General features: G+C 64.4%; 15 protein-coding genes and 1 pseudogene. 8 read left to right on the top strand and 8 right to left on the bottom strand.

From position 1 onward, the window contains the following. Window positions 1–70: 70 nt before the first annotated feature. Genes IEX85_RS14775 through IEX85_RS14750 form a run of 6 tightly spaced genes read right to left on the bottom strand, consistent with a single transcriptional unit; the run spans window position 71 to window position 8,030 of the window. Window positions 71–850 (bottom strand): HpcH/HpaI aldolase family protein, encoded by a 780-nt coding sequence (locus IEX85_RS14775; protein WP_188861381.1) that lies wholly within the window; start codon window positions 848–850, stop codon window positions 71–73. Further along, a complete protein-coding gene (locus IEX85_RS14770; RefSeq protein WP_188861380.1) occupies window positions 850–2,052 on the bottom strand; it encodes a type III PLP-dependent enzyme in 1,203 nt (400 codons plus the stop codon). The genes IEX85_RS14775 and IEX85_RS14770 overlap by 1 nt, the downstream gene beginning before the upstream one ends. Before the next feature lie 14 nt (window positions 2,053–2,066). After that, window positions 2,067–3,875, bottom strand: a complete 1,809-nt coding sequence (locus IEX85_RS14765) for an IucA/IucC family protein (RefSeq protein WP_188861379.1) — start codon at window positions 3,873–3,875, stop codon at window positions 2,067–2,069. Between the two features lie 2 nt (window positions 3,876–3,877). After that, window positions 3,878–5,020: an MFS transporter gene (locus IEX85_RS14760; protein ID WP_188861378.1), complete on the bottom strand. Its 1,143-nt coding sequence runs from the start codon at window positions 5,018–5,020 to the stop codon at window positions 3,878–3,880. Window positions 5,021–5,052: 32 nt separating this feature from the next. Further along, entirely contained in the window at window positions 5,053–6,822 is a 1,770-nt protein-coding gene (locus IEX85_RS14755) for an IucA/IucC family protein (protein WP_188861377.1), read from the bottom strand. Next, window positions 6,819–8,030, bottom strand: a complete 1,212-nt coding sequence (locus tag IEX85_RS14750) for an ATP-grasp domain-containing protein (protein WP_188861376.1) — start codon at window positions 8,028–8,030, stop codon at window positions 6,819–6,821. Before IEX85_RS14750 ends, IEX85_RS14755 begins: the two co-directional genes overlap by 4 nt. A 355-nt stretch (window positions 8,031–8,385) precedes the next feature. On the opposite strand from IEX85_RS14750, the pseudogene IEX85_RS14745 reads away from it, so the two are divergent. Continuing rightward, window positions 8,386–9,089 (top strand): annotated as a pseudogene (locus tag IEX85_RS14745) (IS6 family transposase); the annotation flags it as partial. 180 nt (window positions 9,090–9,269) lie between these two features. Here the strand turns inward: IEX85_RS14745 and IEX85_RS14740 are convergent. Further along, window positions 9,270–9,536: an NAD-binding protein gene (locus tag IEX85_RS14740; protein ID WP_268238087.1), complete on the bottom strand. Its 267-nt coding sequence runs from the start codon at window positions 9,534–9,536 to the stop codon at window positions 9,270–9,272. Window positions 9,537–9,658: 122 nt separating this feature from the next. Beyond that, window positions 9,659–10,555: a transcriptional regulator GcvA gene (gcvA, locus tag IEX85_RS14735; protein WP_188861375.1), complete on the bottom strand. Its 897-nt coding sequence runs from the start codon at window positions 10,553–10,555 to the stop codon at window positions 9,659–9,661. 202 nt (window positions 10,556–10,757) lie between these two features. Here gcvA and IEX85_RS14730 point away from each other — a divergent pair, with 202 nt between their 5' ends. From IEX85_RS14730 to IEX85_RS14700, 7 genes are all read left to right on the top strand, one after another. Further along, the gene (locus IEX85_RS14730; RefSeq protein WP_229721943.1) at window positions 10,758–11,612 is read left to right on the top strand and encodes a transketolase; all 855 of its coding nucleotides are present in this window, start codon (window positions 10,758–10,760) and stop codon (window positions 11,610–11,612) included. Further along, window positions 11,609–12,604, top strand: coding sequence for a transketolase family protein (locus tag IEX85_RS14725; RefSeq protein ID WP_188861374.1), 996 nt, complete (start codon window positions 11,609–11,611; stop codon window positions 12,602–12,604). The genes IEX85_RS14730 and IEX85_RS14725 overlap by 4 nt, the downstream gene beginning before the upstream one ends. Before the next feature lie 49 nt (window positions 12,605–12,653). Beyond that, on the top strand, window positions 12,654–13,418 hold the full coding sequence (locus tag IEX85_RS14720) for an SDR family NAD(P)-dependent oxidoreductase (protein WP_188861373.1): 765 nt from the start codon (window positions 12,654–12,656) through the stop codon (window positions 13,416–13,418). Between the two features lie 172 nt (window positions 13,419–13,590). Next, window positions 13,591–14,562 carry a TRAP transporter substrate-binding protein gene (locus tag IEX85_RS14715; protein WP_188861372.1) on the top strand — a complete coding sequence of 324 codons (972 nt, stop codon included), beginning with the start codon at window positions 13,591–13,593 and terminating at the stop codon, window positions 14,560–14,562. After that, on the top strand, window positions 14,559–15,122 hold the full coding sequence (locus IEX85_RS14710) for a TRAP transporter small permease (protein WP_188861371.1): 564 nt from the start codon (window positions 14,559–14,561) through the stop codon (window positions 15,120–15,122). Before IEX85_RS14715 ends, IEX85_RS14710 begins: the two co-directional genes overlap by 4 nt. Next, on the top strand, window positions 15,119–16,378 hold the full coding sequence (locus tag IEX85_RS14705) for a TRAP transporter large permease (protein ID WP_188861370.1): 1,260 nt from the start codon (window positions 15,119–15,121) through the stop codon (window positions 16,376–16,378). Before IEX85_RS14710 ends, IEX85_RS14705 begins: the two co-directional genes overlap by 4 nt. A gap of 6 nt (window positions 16,379–16,384) precedes the next feature. Next, entirely contained in the window at window positions 16,385–17,320 is a 936-nt protein-coding gene (locus IEX85_RS14700; protein ID WP_268238086.1) for an NAD(P)-dependent oxidoreductase, read from the top strand. Window positions 17,321–17,352: the final 32 nt, after the last annotated feature.

The raw sequence follows: 17,352 nt of genomic DNA, 5'->3' as shown, positions 1-17,352 counted from the left end.
ATCCTCTGTCCTGCAGGTTTTGGCCGGCATTATAAGGCGAACAAGAATGGTTTGCATTTAGATTGGTGAACTAATCCCTGCACTCATCGGATTCGAAGCCACGCCGGTAGGCCTGCAAGCGACGAAACAGGATGCCGCGGTCCTCGCCGAGCAGGAAGGTCGAGACGCCCTCCTCCCGCCAGCGCTCGAACTGCCCCTCGACCCGCGGGATGGCGCAGAACAGCAGCCCTGCCTCCCGGGTCTTGCGGGCGGTGGTGGCGATCGCCTGCTGCACCTGCGGATGCAGATGATCCGGCGCCACGCCGAGGTCGTGGGCCAAGTCCATCGCGCCTTCCAGGATCCAGTCCAGCCCCGGCGCCTGCAGGATAGCGTCGAGGTTGTCGACACCTCGCTGCGACTCGATCATCAGCACCACCAGGATTTCGTCGTTGGCCCGCGCCAGGTAGTCGCCGAGTGGCAGGGTGCCGAAACCGGTGGTGCGGCCGCCGGTGATGCCGCGCCGGCCCAGCGGGTGGTAGCGTGCCGCCGCTACCACCGCCCGGGCCTCGTCGGCGCTTTCGACCCGGGGCACCACGACCCCGAGGGCGCCGGCGTCCAGCGCCCGCTGGATCGCCGCCGGATCGATGCCAGGCACCCGCACTAGCGGCGCGATGCCGGCGCTTTCGGCGGCCCGGATCATATGCTCCAGCGACTCGGGATTGACCCCGAGATGCTCCTGGTCGAGGATCACGAAGTCGTAGCCGGCGTAGCCGAGCATCTCGACCAGCCAGGGGCTCGGCACCGAGTTGAGCATGCCGCAGACGCTAGCGCCGGCCCTGAGCCTGCGCTTGAGCGGATTGGACTGCAGCATCAGGCGGCCTCCGTGTCGTCGAGGTAGTGGACCAGCGGCGCCGGATGGCGTAGGAACTGCTGATGGGAGATATTCCAGGCATAGGCGCCGGCGAGGCTGAACAGCAGCCGGTCGCCGACGGCAATCTCGTCGACCTCGACGTCCCGCGCCAGCATGTCCTTCGGCGTACAGAGCTGGCCGACGACGCTGATCCTGGCATTGCGCACGGTGGCGCCGCCAGCTCGTCCGGGCAGCCGGACGAAGGGATGGCTGTGTCCCTGTGCCGCCGGGGTGCGGAAATGATGGGTGCCGCCGCGGCAGACCGCGAACCACTGACCGTGGTTGCGCTTCAGATCCAGCACCTCCATCAGGTAGTAGCCGCAGGGGGCGGTCAGGTAACGACCGCACTCGAAGCGCACGCGCAGCCGCTGCAGTCCCTCGCGCTCGATCAGTTCGCCCAGACCGCTACTGAAGGCGTCCCAGTCGAACTGGCGTTGCGGTTCACGGTAGTTGATGCCGATACCGCCGCCGACATTGATCTCCTCGCAGGCGAGCCCGAATTCGGTCTGCCAGGCGCGCAGCTGGGCGAAATAGTCCGCCAGCAGCGCCAGGTGCGCCGCGGCATCGAGCTGGTGCGAGACAAGGTGGAAATGAAAGCCACGCAGTACCAGGCGGGGCTGGCTCGCGATCAGGTCGAGACAGGCCGGCAGCTCGGCCGGGTCGATGCCGAACGGCGTCGGCCCGCCCCCCATGGTCAGGGTGGTGCGCGGCAGGCTCGGCGGCGCCAGGTTCATGCGCAGCAGGATCGGCTGGCGGCGGTCGCCCTGCTCCAGCAGTCGGGCCAGACGGCGCAGCTCGCCGAGACTCTCGACGTGGATCAGCTCGACGCCCTGCTCGAGCGCCAGTTGCAGCTCGCTGTCCAGTTTGCCCGGCCCGCCGAACAGCAGCGGCGCCTCGGGAAACTGTTCCCGCACCCAGGCGATTTCGCCGCCCGAGGCGACCTCGAAACCGTGGACCCGGCCGGCGAGTTCGGCCAGCAGCGGGCGCTCGGCGTTGGCCTTGACGGCGTAGAACATCTCGCAGTTTGCCGGCAGGGACGAAACGATACGGTCGACGTGGCGGCGCAGCGCCGTCAGGTCGTAGAGATAGGCGCAGACGGGATCGTCGCCGTCGCGCTGCAGGCGGGCGGCGGTGGCCGCCACTTCGGAAATACGGAATTCCATCGTCAGTCTCCGGCTCAGGGGTTGGGGAAAGGGCTCGGCAGCGGCACGTATTCCGAGCCGCGATCGGCCCGCTTCAGTACCCGGTTCAGCAGGTTGGTCTTGTTGGGCCAGGGCTCGCCGCCCAGCACCTGCGCGATCAGCCCGGCGGAGCGGCCGTTGCCATGGCGCCGCTGGTACAGCTCGAGGCTGGCGGCCAGCCGGCGCCACAGCGACCGCTCGAGATCGCCGTCCTGCCGTGCGAGGTGGAATACCGCCTGGGCCAGGTTGTTGATCAGCAGACAGTAGCCGACCCGTTGCCAGGATTTCTCGGCGTCGTACCAGACCGAATCGCGGGCCCGCGGCGACAGCTCCGTCAGACGCTCGGCCGGCCACAGCTCTGGCACCAGCTTGGTACCCTCGAGGTCGCGGAGATAGAGCCGCGTCGGCAGGTCTTCGCGCAGCCCGACGACGACGTTCTGCAGGTGCGGCTCGAACACCACGCCGAGGCGGCATAGCGCATAGAGCACCGGATGCACCAGTTGTTCGACATATGCGTCGAACCACAGCAGCGCCGCGTCGCGATAGCCGAGCCCGCGCGCGGCGGCGAGGTGCGCCACCAGGCGTTGCACCGGCGCCTCGCCGGCCGGGCTGTCGCCGAACAGGGCGCCGGCCAGCAGCGGGGTTTCGTCCGCGCCCCAGCAGGGTTTCTGTCGCAGGATGAGGCCGAAGGCCTCCTGCAGCTCGATGCGCTGCGCCTGCGGCTGGTCGCGGAAATCGACGCTGACGAAGGCCGGTTCCGGCATCAGCGTCAGGCTCGGGAAGGTCTCGGTCAGCGCCCGGCATTGCCGCGCCAGCAGCCCGCTGAGGCCGACCGCGCTCTCCAGTTCGTACCATGCGTTCTTGCGCACGCAGTTGGTCAGGCGCACGTGCAGCGAGCACTTCAGGAAGCCGTCGCGCCCGGGCTGATAAAGGGTGCGCACCGAGGCGGTCGGATACCAGTCCTCGCCCGCCGGTCCCAGGTCGAGCAGGCGGCCGCTGGCCAGCGCCGCCTGCACCGGTGCCAGCGCGCGGATATGGCCGGCCTGCCACGGATGCACCGGCAACGCCTGATAGCCCGGCGGCAGCGCCAGCGCCGGCAGTTGTCGCCTCAGCAGCTCCATGCCCTCGACCTCCAGATGGGATTGCTGCAGCAGGTCCTCGCGGCGCACCGCGAAAAAGTGCAGCTGGAACGACGCGCCCAGTTCCGGCGAGTAGCGGCGGATCGACGCCAGGTCGATGCCCTCGCGGCTTTTCGGCGTCGGATGGAAGGCATGACCAAAGCTCAGGGCCTGCTCCGAACGCAGATAGGCGGCCTCGCCCTGCCCCCAGTCCATCGCGGTCGGCGTGCCGACGATGAACTCGCCCATCAGCGCCACGCTGTTGCCGATCTGCGCCAGCAGCTCGTCGTTGAACGACTGCCGGTAGCGGGCCGCCAGCTCGCTGAGCAGCAGCCGCGCCAGCGCCTGCCAGTCGAGCGGCTGCCACGGCTTGCCGAAACCGCCGCCGAAGGGCTGCGAGCGGTAGTCGAAGTTCAGCGTTGGCGACGGCCGGGCGACCGCCACTAGAATACGGTAGCCGCTGCGCGACAGCTCGATCTGCAGCACCCGCGCCCCCTGTGCGCGTTGCGCGTGTTTCAGCGCCAGCGGCCAGGCGCGCTGACCGAAGGGGTTGTCGAGCTGCAGCTCGCCGGCGGGCGATGCCACCTCGCGACAGTAGCAGTTGAGCAGCGCGATGATCGACCGGGCACCGGCCTCGTCGTGCTGGCGCTGGCGGCGAAAGGCCTGCGCCGGTGATTGAGCGGACATCTTCAGCTCCTCTCGGACAATGGTGATGAACGGGAAAGAATGGCGGTTTGCAGGCAGACACAGAGCGGCAGCAACAGCAGCGCCGCCGCCAGCAGCGGGCTGGCCAGCCCCCAGAGGCCACTGAGGACGCCGGCGGCAAGCCCCGCGCCGACCCCGGCCCACTTGGCGGCGGCATCGAGCCGACCGAACAGGCGCCCGGCGCGCACGCCGCTGGCGGCACTCATCAGCCGGTGCAGCATCAGGAACGCCAGGGTCATCGCCACGCCCATCAGCAGCCGCAACAGCAATAGCGTGACCACCTCATCGGTCAGGTATTGCCCCCAGTAGCTGAGCGCCAGCAGCGCCAGCGCGAATTGCAGCGCGCGCAGCGTGGCGCAGTCCTGCAGCCTGCGCCCGAGCGGCCGCGCCAGCAGCAGGTAGACCAGGTGCGGCAGGCTGAACAACCAGGCCAGCTGTACCCGGTCCAGACCACCGAAGCGCACCCCGGTATCGGCGATGAAATAGGGGAAGCCGATCACGCAGGCGAACGAAAAGCCGAACTGCAGCAGGAACAGCAGCGCCGGTGCGACTGCCTCCGCGTTGTCGGCCGCTTTGCGATGCGGCGTTTCGACCGCGGTGGCATCAACAGGGGCCGGCAGCCATAGCAGCAGCAGGGCCGCGAGTAGCGGCAGCAGCGCCAGGTAGCCGTAGAGTTCCAACGGTGACAGCCAGGCCATCAGCCAGCCGAACAACACCGGCGCCACCACGAGCGCGGCTCGGGCCGAGCCCTGCATCGCGTTCAGCGACCGGGCCAGTCCCCCGCCTTGCATCAGCGTCGCGAGGTAGGCATTCGAGGCGGCGAAGGTGCCGCCGAGCAGCCCCTGTACTACCAGCGCCAGCGCGAACCAGAGCGGCGATGGCGCCAGGCTGGCGAGCAGGAAGCCGAGCGCCAGCCCCAGTTGCGCCCGCAACAGCGACGGCCGCGCGCCGAAGCGGTCGGCGAAGCGGCCCCACCAGGGCGCGGCCAGGGCGGTGCAGACGGTCGGCAGCACGTAAAACCAGCCCACCAGTTCGGTCCGGCCCGAGCCGAACTCCTCGAGCAGGATGCCGGCGAAGAAGGGCGGCATGCCCAACGCCGCCAGCGCCGCGATGAAGTGACACAGCATTACCGCCCGGACTTGGCATCGCTGCCGCGCCGTCACAGCGCCTCCCGCAGAAAGTTGGGTGCGCTGCGACCGTAGTGCTTGTTGATGTCGGCGGCGCCCGAGCGCGCTTTGCTCTGCAGGGTGCCGGCGGTCAGCAGGTACTTGGCGTCGAGCAGCTCGGCCTCCAGCAGCAACTCGCGCAGCTCCCGTCCGTCCTCGCCGTCGAGCGCCGCCAGGCTCCGCTCCAGCACTCGCACGACCCGGCCGTAGAGCTCGCGCCGCTCGCCGTAGCCCCGCGCCGCCAGCCCCTCGATCAGCGGCGCCACGTTGAGCTGCAGCGTGATGGTGCCGAACATCTGCCCCAGCGCCAGGCGCTCGCGGCTCCAGATACGCGCATCCTCCAGCTCCTCGACACAACGGTACAACAGCGGCCAGCGCCGTTCGAGCTGTTCGCGGTCGATGCGCGGCGCGTCGTTGTCCTTGAGCAGCAGTCGCAAACCGCCACCCGCTTCGTCGAACAGCAGCATCGAGTTCTGCTGGTTCGACTCCAGCGCGATGCCGTAGCGCAGCCAGAGCGTGACATGGACCTCAAAGGTCAGCGTCAGGTAGTCCTCGAGCAGTGCCAGCACATCGCCGCGGTAGAAACGCTGGCCGAGTTCCTCGAACAGATACCCTCCCGAGGGTGTCTCCGCCAGCAGACCGGCGACCGAGACCAGTGTGCCCCGCTCCACCGCCTGCGGGTAGCGGCGCAGGATATAGCCGAGGAAGCTGTGCCCGTCGACATGGGCGCCGCGGCGCTCGTCGGTCAGCAGCAGCCGCCCGCGCAGCAGCGGCTCCTGTTCGGCGATGGCGCCGAGCAGACGCTGAACGCGGTTGCCGTCGCCGATGGTGCTCGGCTTCACCGTGCGGATGTTCCGGCTGCCCAGGGTGCGGATCGTCAGCGGCAGTTTGATATGGGTCTCGGGGTGCTGTACCAGCAGCAGGCTGCGTACCGACAATGTCGGCATCACCTCGACGCAGCTGTCGGGCGCGGCGACGACCTGTTCCTCCAGACCGGCGTCATGCAGCATCGCGTCGAGCGGGTCGCCCCAGAGAAACGGATGCACCGGCAGCAGCGCATGGTCGGCGGCGAGGGCCGGATCCAGGCCGACCTGCTCGAACTGCGGCCACCACTCGGGCGCGCCGGCCTCCGTCCCGCGGAGCAGCGACTGCGGCACCGCCAGCCAGCGCAGGCGGAACCGGGGCCCGAACTCGGGGGCATAGCGTGCTAGGTCCTCGACGCCGAAGCCGTTCTTGGCCCGGGCCGTCGGATAGTAGGGGTGGTCGAGATAGGCGGCGAGGCGGTCGTAGTGCAGGAAGCGCTGCTCCCAGCGATTCAGTGCCGGCGGCGCCTCGCGGCAACACTCGAAGTATTCCTGCTGCGCCTGCCGGCAGGCGCGGTGCTGGCGCTCGGCATCTTCGCATTCGGCGGCGAAGGCCCGGTAGAGTTCGCGCTCGTCCGGCTCGAGCTCCTGGCCGAGCCAGCCGATCAGCGCCCCGCTGTCGTCGAGGCAGTGCCAGTCGTCGCCGTCCCTCGAGCGGGCCAGCACCGGCCCCTCCCGCGAACGCCAACGCTGCATGAATGCGGCCGGCCGCACCGGCAACCAGAGCTCACCCGCCGCCAGGCAGGCCCGCCACCAGGGGCCGTCCGACTCCGCCACCGGCGCGCCGGCCGGCAAGGTTTCCTGCTTCGCTCCGAGGCTGACCAGTTGCTGCACGTCCTCGCGCAGCAGCGTATCCAGCACCCGACCGAGGATGTAGCGGCGTGCAGCCTCGACACTCATGCCCGCACCTCCCAGCTCAGCCCCGCCAGCAACTGCGCCGTGCGCTCCTGCAGCTCCGCCAGACTGTCGCCCGCCGCCCGGATCACGCCCAGGTAGTCCTTGTTCGAGTGACTGAGCTCGAGTCGGTCGCCGGCACGCCGCAGCGGCTGGAAATCGACGAAGCCCTGCCCCCAGCGCTCACGTCGGGGTCCCGGCACCTGCTCCAGCCGCCCCGACTCCGTCGCCAGCACGTAGTGGATCAGCAGCCGGGTATCGGACAGATCCAGTGCCGGCAGCGACTCTCCGAGGTGCAGCTGAAGCACCCGTTCGAACAGCGGCAACCCCAGTGTTTCCGCCAGCAGGAACTCACGGCCGTCGCCAATGGTGCGGTAGTTGATCTCGATCAGCCGGGGGCCGCGCTCGGTCAGCACGAACTCGCTGTGACAGGAGCCGAATCCGATACCGAAGTCCCGGAGCGTGCCGGCCATCTGCTGCAATTCCCGCTCGTCCAGCTCCAGCCCCCAGTGCGCCGCCTGCTCGATGAAATGGGGCGGTTCCGACAGCTCGACCCGGAAGCCGCCGAGCACCTCGAAGCGCTCGCCGTCGCCCAGTGTCTCCAGCGTGCACAGCGGGCCTTCGAGGTACTCCTCGATCAACAGCGGCTGGCCCGGCTGGCGCGCCCACAAACGAGAGCAGCAGTCGCGCAGCTCCTGCGCCGAGCGGACTAGGGAAACATCGAGACTGGCCACCCCCTCGCGGGGCTTGACCACGCAGGGCCAGGGGCAATCGGCGAGCGCCGCATCGAGCTGATCCTGCGCCGTCACCAGCCGGTACCAGAACGGCTCGGCCCCCGCCGCGGCCAGGTACGCCCGCATCGCGGCCTTGTTCTTGGCGCGGTAGCAGACCTGCCAGTCCTTGCCCGGCAGGCCGAAGTACTGTGCGACCAGCGCCGTTGTGGTTTGCAGATGGTCACTGTGGGAAAACACCGCGGCCGGCGCGATACCCGCCTCCTGCAAGGTTTCGATCACCGCCAGCGGATTGAAGACATCGCAGCTCAGGATGAGATCCGGATAGGCCTGCAGGTCCTCTTCGGCGAAGTGGCGCCGGTGCTCGGCCGCCAGATCCGTGACGATGACGGGATCGAGGCCGAGCGCCCGCGCGGCAGGCAGAAACCCCTCGTTGAGCACCTCCGTGACGACGTGGGCGATGAAAACTATCTGACCTGGCATGACTGAGCTCCCTTTCGAAATTGCAGTGTTTATCAGCTGTCGCCGAAACAATCGGCGAAACGCTCGAACAGACTCGACACGGATCTAATTCTAAATAATAATACTTCTCGTTTACAATATGTTTTAAAACGTTTGTTTGAAGTCGCCAGATATCACCTCCAAAGCCACGACGGTAGGGCCACCGTGACTAAGCTGCAGTCAATAGATAGTTGAATGGAGGGATGGAGGTAGGGACTGCTTAGCGCACGTTGCAACGACCTAATGGGATGAAAGTGCAGGGTCTGTTTCGCCGGCTCTGTTGCAAAAATCTGCCGTTTGCTGGAGAAAGGTTGGTGAAACAGGCTGGAGGCATGGCATGAGTGGCGACTTCAAGTGGCGTCATTTTGAGGGCGAGATCATCCTTTGGGCAGTACGGTGGTACTGCCCAAAGGCGTCAGCTACCGTTACCTCGAACAGATGATGGGTGAGCGCGGCGTTCCCGTTGATCATTCCACGATCTACCGCTGGGTTCAAAGGTATGCGCCGGAGATCGAAAAACGGCTGCGCTGGCACTGGCGTCGCCCGCAATCGACGAGTTGGCGGGTTGACGAAACCTATGTGAAGGTTCGCGGCCAATGGACGTATCTGTATCGGGCCGTCGACAAGTCGGGCAACACGATCGACTTCTATTTGTCGCCGACGCGCAACGCCAAGGCGGCAAAGCGTTTCCTCGGCAAGGCCCTGAACGGCTTGAAATATTGGGAAAAGCCGACAGTCATCAACACCGACAAGGCTGCAACCTATGCCGTGGCGCTGGCCGAACTGAAGCAGGAGGGCAAGTGCCCTGAGGCGACCGTGCATCGTCAGGTCAAATATCTGAACAACGTCGTCGAAGCCGATCACGGCAAGTTGAAACAACTGATCCGCCCGGTGCGGGGCTTCAAGACGCTGAAAACGGCCTATGCGACCATCAAGGGTTTTGAGGTGATGCGGGCCCTGCGCAAGGGCCAGGCGGCGATTTTCAATCTGACGGACGATGTGCGTGGCGAAGCTCGCATTGTCGAACGGGCGTTCGGAATCAGGCCGAATGCGCTCACCGAGCGCCGTCGCGTTACTCGGCCAGTATCTCGAAGGCCAAGCAACATGAGGTTGATCACGTGCAATACCCGTTTCTCACGGCCCACCAGAAAATTTGCAACAGAGCCCTAAAGGGCTCTGCAGATATGAAATCAGTGGTTGTGGCAAAGCGGGGTACGCGAATCAGTTGGTACCGTTCAACAGGTGATTGCTACGGATCACCTGGCTATCATCGGCCCGGCTATCGCCCCGCCCCAATGTGGTCAGGAACAGCTGATGCGCCACCGCAGGCAGCGACAACAACGCCGCCTGGGTCTCGTGCCCGGCTTCCAATACGATACCAAGGTCCTTGACGACGGTATCGACGGCGCTGGTGACATCCGGATCCGCTTCCGGCATCCGCGGCCCGCGATCTCGCAACATCCAACTCGATGCAGACGAATCACGCATGATTTAGTCAGTCATGGTCCCGAGAGTAACGGGTCTGCTCTATTTGCTGTTCGCTATCGCCGCCGCCAATATGGCGATGTGGCCGACGGTTATAAGACCTATCCGTATATTTATAGTTTCGGCTACTTCTTTTCCAACTCCGCAAAGATCCACGCCTGAAAGGCGCGGATCTTCGGCAAATTGGCTTGGGTTTTCAAAATATTGAAGGTATAGCCCTGGACCTTAGGGCCCTCGAAACCAAACGGTGCGACTAAGCGTCCGGTCTCAAGTTCACGCTGCACCAGCAGCAAGCTGTCCAGCAGGATGCCCATGCCATCGACTGCCGCACTGATGGCCATGAATGAACGGTCGAAACGGGGACCCCGGGAGATATCGAGCTGGACCTTGCGGTGCTGCCGCAGCCAGTCGCGCCAACTGACCAGGCAGATCTCACTGTGGATCAGCGTGTGGTGCTGCAGATCCGCGACGGTACGGATTGGATGTTCACCATTGGCCAGTTCCGGTGTGCACATTGGCACGATGGTTTCCGGCGGAAAGGGAATCACCATCGTACCGGCCGGCTGCAACCGACGAGTACCATAACGAATGTCGATATCGACCCCCTGCATCAGCAGGTCGGGTGGTACTGGATAAGAGGCATTGAGCCGAACGTCGATATCCGGCTGGCTGGCGCTGAATCGGGCCAGTCGCGGCATCAGCCACTGGCTAGCGAAGCTGGGCGTCGAGTGTACCGTCAGGATATCACTGCGGTCGGTCCGGCCAAGTTTCCGCGTCGCAAGATCAATGCGGGCAAAGGCGCCCGTCACTTCCTCTGCATAGAGGCGCCCTGCGTCCGTCAGCACCACCGCCCGGTGCATCCGGTGAAACAGTCTTACTCCGAACTGTTCTTCCAGCAGCTTGATTTGATGGCTGATCGCCGACGGGGTCACGAACAGCTCTTCGGCCGCGAGCGCGAAAGAGGAAAGCCGGGCGGCCGCTTCGAACGCCTGAACCGCCTTGATTGATACCCTATCCTGCATACTGCGCCTTTCACATGAGCTCAGATAAACTATTTGCCATATTAATTCGTTTGAGCGCAACTATCCATCAGTTTAACCTGATTATGTCTCGACGGAAAAGCTGTATCAGCCTCCGTTGCGAGTACGGAGAAGGCCACCTCCAGAACAAGAACACAGACATCCGTGCGTCTCCAACAGGAGGCGCCTAATTGAGGAGAACCGCGTGGATACAAGCATAATTGAAGCCCGCGACGATCTGGCGAAACTCGCCGATCATGCTTACCGCATCCGGCGCTATGCGCTGTTGATGGGCGAGGTCCAGGGCCAGGGCTATGTGGGCCAGGCACTTGATATCGCCGACGTGCTGGCAGTGGCCTACTGCCATGCCATGACTTACCGCCCCGAAGACCCCGATTGGGAAGGTCGCGACCGCTTCCTGCTGTCGAACGGCCACTATGCGATCGCGCTGTACGCCGCGCTGATCGAAGGGGGCATCATCGCCGAAGAGGAGCTCGAAACCTATGGCAGCGATGACAGCCGCTTGCCGATGTCCGGCATGGCCAGCTACACCCCCGGCATGGAAATGTCGGGTGGCTCCCTCGGCCAGGGTTTGACCATTGCCGTCGGTCACTGCCTCGGACTCAAGCACAAGGGCTCGGATGCCTTCGTCTACACCCTGTTTTCCGATGGCGAACTCGACGAGGGCGCGATCTGGGAAGGTCTGATGTCGGCCGCCCATTGGAAGCTCGACAACCTGATCGCCATCGTCGACGTCAACAACCAGCAGGCCGACGGCCCCTCTAGCCAGATCATGGCGTTCGAGCCGCTGGTCGAGAAGATGGAAGCGTTCGGCTGGTTTACCCAGCGTGTCGACGGCAACGACATTGAGGCGGTCGCCAACGCCTTCGACGCCGCGCGCAATCACCCGGAACCGCAACCGCGGATGATCATCGCTGATACCCGCATGGGCTGCGGTGTTCCCTTCCTCGAAGCCCGTGAAAAGAACCACTTTATCCGCGTCGACGAGCACGAATGGCAGCTCGCGCTGGAAGCACTGGAAGCCGGGAGAAAAGCATGAGCACTATCAAGAAACCGAAGCTCAAGACCTCAGCGATGATCGCGTCGATCGCCGGTGAGGGCCAGAAGACCCAGGCAGCCCCCTTCGGCCATGCGCTGGTCGAGTTGGCCGCACAGCGTCCCGAGATCGTCGGCATGACCGCGGATCTGGCCAAGTACACCGATCTGCACATCTTCGCGAAGGCTTATCCGGAGCGCTTTTATCAAATGGGCATGGCGGAACAGCTACTGATGGGTGCGGCCGCCGGCTTCGCTCACGAAGGCGCGATGCCGTTCGTCACCACCTACTCGGTATTTGCCACCCGCCGTGCCTACGACTTCATGCACCAGGCGATCGCCGAGGACAATCTGAACGTCAAGATCGCCGGCGCACTGCCGGGTCTGACCACCGGCTATGGCCCCAGTCATCAGGCTGCGGAAGACCTGGCGCTGATGCGGGCGATGCCGGGCATGACGGTGATAGACCCCTGCGACGCCCTCGATATCGAGCAGATGGTGCCGGCAGTGGCGGAGCACAACGGACCGGTGTACATGCGCCTGCTGCGCGGCCAGGTACCGCTGGTGCTGGACGAATACGACTACAAGTTCGAACTCGGCAAGGCCAAACTGCTGCGCGACGGCCGCGATGTGCTGGTGATCTCGTCCGGCATCATGACGATGCGCTCGCTGGAGGTCGCGAAGGCGCTCGAGGCGGACAACGTCGATGTCGCGGTACTGCACGTGCCGACGATCAAGCCGCTCGATACCTCGACCATCCTGCGCGAAGCCGGTCGTTCCGGCCGCCTGGTGGTAGTGGCCGAGAACCATACCACCATTGGCGGCCTCGGCGAGGCGATTGCTACCGAGCTGCTATCCGCCGGTGTGACACCCCAGTTCCGCCAGATCGCATTGCCCGACGCCTTCCTCGACGCCGGCGCCTTGCCGACGCTGCACGACCGCTACGGCATTTCGACCAACGTGATGGCCGACACCATCAAGACTTGGATCGGCTGAGCAATCTCGCCGATCCCCCTTCCCAAAAGCACAATAATGGGAGCACCAAATGAGTAACTCGTCTCTCCTTCAGGACAAGGTCGCGATGATCTCCGGCGCCGCGTCTGCGCGCGGTATCGGCCTGGCGACTGCCCACCTGTTTGCCAGCCAGGGCGCCAAGGTCATCATTCTCGACCTCGATGAAAAGGCTGCGGCTGAAGCGGCCGCCGCGATCGGCCCTGAGCATCGCGGCTACGGCTGCAATGTCACCGACAAGGACGCCTGTGCAAAAGCCGCCGAGCGTGCGGTCGAGGAGTTCGGTCGCATCGACATCCTGGTCAACAACGCTGGCATCACCCAGCCGGTCAAGACGCTCGAAATCGACCCTGCGAGCTGGGACCGCATTCTCGACGTCAACCTGCGTGGCGTGCTGTACCTGTCACAGGCGGTCATTCCGCAGATGCAGAAGCAGCAGTCGGGCTCGATCGCCTGCATGTCATCGGTCTCGGCCCAGCGTGGCGGCGGTATCCTCGGCGGTCCGCACTACTCGGCGGCCAAGGCCGGCGTGCTGGGTCTGGCAAAGGCGATGGCGCGGGAATTCGGTCCCGACAACATTCGCGTCAACTGCGTCACCCCGGGTTTGATCCAGACCGATATCAGCGCCGGCAAACTGAGTGACGAGCAGAAAGGCGACATCGCCGCGAGTATTCCGTTGAATCGCCTGGGCAATGCCAATGAAGTTGCCGGTGCCTATCTGTTCCTGGCGTCAGACCTGTCGTCCTACATCACCGGGGCGGTGATCGACGTCAACGGCGGTATGCTCATACACGGCTAAAGTCCTACGCCAGGGATGGCTTGGCATCTTATCCGTCACCACGAGAGCAAGGTTCGAAATACGGCACGATGGGTGTTGCACACGCATTTAAGCAGCCCGTCTTGCAGCAAACCCAATTAACGTGGTTGAGCCACGTTGCCATGAATATCACAAGAAAAAGAAGGATATCGTCATGAAAAAGACATTGATTGCAGTCGCCGCTACTCTGGCCCTGAGCGCCGCCCCGAGCTGGGCGCAGCAGGTCCTTCGCCTGTCGCACAACGCAGCTCCAGGTAACCCCAAGGCGGAAGCCTCGCTGAAATTCGCCGAGCTGGTAGAACAGAAAACCGACGGCCGTGTTAAGGTCGAAGTCGGCGGCAGCGCGCAGTACGGTGATGATGTCGAGTCACTCACCAACATGCGCCTCGGCACCCTGGCCTTCAGCGCCAACTCTCAGGGCACTACATCCGGCGTCGTGCCTCAGTTCGGCGTGCTCGGCCTTCCATTCCTGTTCCGCGATCTGCCCCATGCCTACAAGGTTGTCGATGGTCCGGTGGGTGACAAGCTCAACGAACTGGCTCAGGAGAAGGGACTGGTGCTGCTGGCGCTGTGGGACAACGGTATCCGTCAGGTCAGCAACAGCGTGCGTCCGATCACCAAGCCGGAGGACCTCGAAGGCATCAAGCTGCGTACACCGCCGGATCCGATGACCCTCGACATTTTCACCGCGCTGGGCGCCAACCCGGCCCCGCTGGCTTTCTCCGAACTGTACATCGCGCTGCAGCAGGGGGTGTTCGACGGCCAGGAAAACCCGCTGATGAACATCTACTCGTCCAAGCTCTTCGAGGTGCAGAAGTACATCTCGCTGACCGGGCACAAGTATGAGACCACGCCGTTTCTGGCCAGCAAGATGCTCTTGAGCCAGCTGTCGGAGGAAGACCAGCGGGCAATCAAGGAAGCCGCGGTTGAGGCCGGCCAGCTGAATCGCGAGATGTCGCTTGCCGCCGATGCCGATCTGCGTCAACAGCTGAAGGAAGCCGGTGTGGCGATCAATGAGGTGGACCAGGCGCTGTTCATTGAGATGACCCAGTCCGTTTATGACAAGTGGTCGCAGCAGTACCCGGATCTGGTCAAACTGGTCGTGTCGGAGGCAGCCAAACAATGAATACTACCCACTCCCCCAATACTGTGGCCAGGAACGGTATCGCAGGTTCGGTGGTGAAGTGGGTGGATGCCTCGATCGTGGTCACCGGCTCGGTGATCGCGATCTCGGCCCTCGTCATCATGTTCTTATCACTGATGGCCGAGGTGATAGTCCGCTACCTCACCAATCAAGGCATGGGATGGCCCACCGAACTGCCCAACCTATTATTCCCCTGGCTGGTCATGAGCGGTGTAGTGATGGCCGCCCAGCGCGGACAGCACATCGCTGTTGCCGCCATTAACAACCTGCTGGGCAGGACCGGCAACCGCATCCTGATGCTCGCGCTACAGGTACTGGTCGCCGCAACCTTTTTCTACCTCGCCTGGGTCGGCCTCGATGTCATCGAGATTACCGGTACCGAAATCTATCCGGTCACCGGTGTTACGGCGCGTTGGGCCTACCTGGCCCTGATCGTCGGTTTCGTTGGCCTGGGCGTCACGGCGCTGACCACCTTCGTGCGCTTGCTGCTGGCCGATGACCCGCTCAGCGTACGTACCCATCATGTGGAGGAGGACGTATGACTATTGCAATGATCCTCGTATTCGCCGTCCTGCTGGTGCTGGCATTGCCGGTGGGCTACGCGCTCATCATCAGCTCGGGCCTCGCCGCCATCGTCGTGGGTGACATGCCGTCGGTCGCCGCGGTGGTGAAGATCTTCCAGCCGACGCAGAGCTTCCCGCTGCTGGCGATTCCGTTCTTCATGCTCTCCGGCAGCCTGATGATGGGCGGTGAACTGGGCAAGCGCCTAATCCACTTTGCTACGTCCCTGGTGGGTCGTTTCCACGGCGGCCTCGGGCAGGTGACGGTGGTTGGCTCCACCGTGTTCGGCGGCGTCTCCGGCTCGGCGGTCGCCGAAGCCTCGGCGCTTGGCGCCATGCTGATTCCCTGGCAAAAGCGCGAAGGTTACCCGGCGGCGTTTGCGGCCTCGGCCACAGCATCGTCGTCGGTCATCGCAGGTCTGATCCCGCCATCGATCCCGCTGATCCTGTTCGCCACGGTGTCCAACCAGTCCATTGCCGCGTTGTTCATGGCTGGGGTAATACCGGGCCTGCTGCTCTGTACCGGTTTCATGGTCACCTGCTACCTGTCCGGACGGCTGCGGGGCTTCAAACGCCTGACCGCCACGGTCACGGCGAAGGATATCCTGAACGCCACGCTCAAAGCGGCCCCGGCGCTCGCCATGCCGGCCTTTATCGTGGTGCTGCTGCGCGCCGGTATCGCAACCCCGACCGAAGTCAGCGTGCTCGCCGTGTTCTATGGCCTGGTGGTCAGCTCGATGATTTACCGTGACCTGACGGTGCGTCGTCTTTACGAGGCACTGGTGCACACCGCTGTCACCACCGGCGTGGTCATGCTGGTGATTGCCGCCTCGAACCTGGTGGGCTACGTGCTGACGGTAGAAGCGATCCCGACCCACGTCGCCGAGTGGGCGCTGGAAACGCTGAAGTCGCCGGTGATGATCATCTTGATGATGAACCTGATCATGCTGATTGTCGGCATGTTCCTCGACCTGCCAGCGGCGATCCTACTGCTCGCTCCGACCTTTGTCGCCATCGGCAACGCCATCGGCCTGGACCTGGTGCAGCTTGGCGTGATGATGGCGGTCAACTTGAGCATCGGCTTGTTCACGCCGCCGGTCGGCACCACCCTGTTCATCGCTGCGGCCATCTCGCGCGAACCGGTTGGCAGGATTGCCCGCGAGCTCTGGCCTTTCTATCTGGTGGCGATCACGGTGCTGGGACTGATCTCCTTCGTACCGGCGTTCACACTCTATTGATGCGATGTGGCCCCGGAGCATCGGGGCCTTCCTCGCAGCTGGCAGATAAAACGGAAAATCATGATGAAGACGATTGCATTTGCCGGCCTCGGCGCGATGGGGCTGCCGATGGCCAAAAACCTGATCACGTGCGGCTTTCGCGTACGCGGCATCGATCTCAACCCCAAGGCTCTGGAGGCGCTAGTGACGGCGGGCGCGGAGCCGGTCACATCAGCTGCAGAAGCGGCTAGCGGCGCTGATGTGCTCATGTTGATGGTAGTCAACGCTACCCAGGCAGAGCAGGTGTTATTCACCGCCGACGCGCTGGCGGCGATGAATGACGGCGGCACCGTCTGCCTGATGGCTACCTGCCCGCCCGGCGGCGTCGAACGTATCGCCGAGCAGGTGACCGCTTCCGGCCGCCGCTTTGTCGACGCGCCGGTATCGGGCGGTGTCGCTGGTGCCACGGCCGCCTCGCTGACCATCATGGCGGCCTGCGACACCGACACCTACGCGGACCTGCTGCCGGTTTTCGAGGCCATCGGCCAGCGCATCTTCCATGTCGGCGACAAGCCTGGGCAGGGCGCGGTGGTCAAGACCGTGAACCAACTGCTGTGCGGCGTGCATATCGCGGTGGTCGCCGAGGCCTTCGCGTTGGCGGCAAAGGTCGGCGTGGACCTGGAGGTGCTGCTCGAGATCATGGGCGGCTCGTCTGCATCGAGCTGGATGTTGAAGGATCGCGGGCCGCGGATGCTGGAAGCGGATCCGGAAGTCACCAGCGCCGTCGATATCTTCGTCAAGGACCTTGGCATCGTGCTGGACACGGGCCGCGAGACCCAGACGGCCCTGCCGCTGGCGGCCGTGGCCCATCAGTTGTTCCTCTCGACCTCGGGCAGGGGTGACGGCCGTGCCGACGACAGCCAGGTGATTCGCAGCTACCACCTCCTGAATGGCACAGACTGAGTCGGCTACTTAACAGACCTAAGCCTATGATC

This window comes from Marinobacterium nitratireducens, from assembly GCF_014645375.1.
Classification (GTDB): Bacteria; Pseudomonadota; Gammaproteobacteria; order Pseudomonadales; family Balneatricaceae; genus Marinobacterium_A; species Marinobacterium_A nitratireducens.
This window is presented reverse-complemented; position numbering and strand designations above follow the sequence as displayed.

Coding starts and splice junctions, on each gene's coding strand:
- IEX85_RS14770 (WP_188861380.1), bottom strand. CDS start 2,052: ATGGAATTCCGTATTTCCGAAGTGGCGGCCACCGCCGCCCGCCTGCAG.
- IEX85_RS14715 (WP_188861372.1), top strand. CDS start 13,591: ATGAAAAAGACATTGATTGCAGTCGCCGCTACTCTGGCCCTGAGCGCC.
- IEX85_RS14750 (WP_188861376.1), bottom strand. CDS start 8,030: ATGCCAGGTCAGATAGTTTTCATCGCCCACGTCGTCACGGAGGTGCTC.
- IEX85_RS14710 (WP_188861371.1), top strand. CDS start 14,559: ATGAATACTACCCACTCCCCCAATACTGTGGCCAGGAACGGTATCGCA.
- IEX85_RS14705 (WP_188861370.1), top strand. CDS start 15,119: ATGACTATTGCAATGATCCTCGTATTCGCCGTCCTGCTGGTGCTGGCA.
- IEX85_RS14725 (WP_188861374.1), top strand. CDS start 11,609: ATGAGCACTATCAAGAAACCGAAGCTCAAGACCTCAGCGATGATCGCG.
- IEX85_RS14720 (WP_188861373.1), top strand. CDS start 12,654: ATGAGTAACTCGTCTCTCCTTCAGGACAAGGTCGCGATGATCTCCGGC.
- gcvA (WP_188861375.1), bottom strand. CDS start 10,555: ATGCAGGATAGGGTATCAATCAAGGCGGTTCAGGCGTTCGAAGCGGCC.
- IEX85_RS14760 (WP_188861378.1), bottom strand. CDS start 5,020: ATGCTGTGTCACTTCATCGCGGCGCTGGCGGCGTTGGGCATGCCGCCC.
- IEX85_RS14765 (WP_188861379.1), bottom strand. CDS start 3,875: ATGTCCGCTCAATCACCGGCGCAGGCCTTTCGCCGCCAGCGCCAGCAC.
- IEX85_RS14775 (WP_188861381.1), bottom strand. CDS start 850: ATGCTGCAGTCCAATCCGCTCAAGCGCAGGCTCAGGGCCGGCGCTAGC.
- IEX85_RS14755 (WP_188861377.1), bottom strand. CDS start 6,822: ATGAGTGTCGAGGCTGCACGCCGCTACATCCTCGGTCGGGTGCTGGAT.
- IEX85_RS14740 (WP_268238087.1), bottom strand. CDS start 9,536: ATGCGTGATTCGTCTGCATCGAGTTGGATGTTGCGAGATCGCGGGCCG.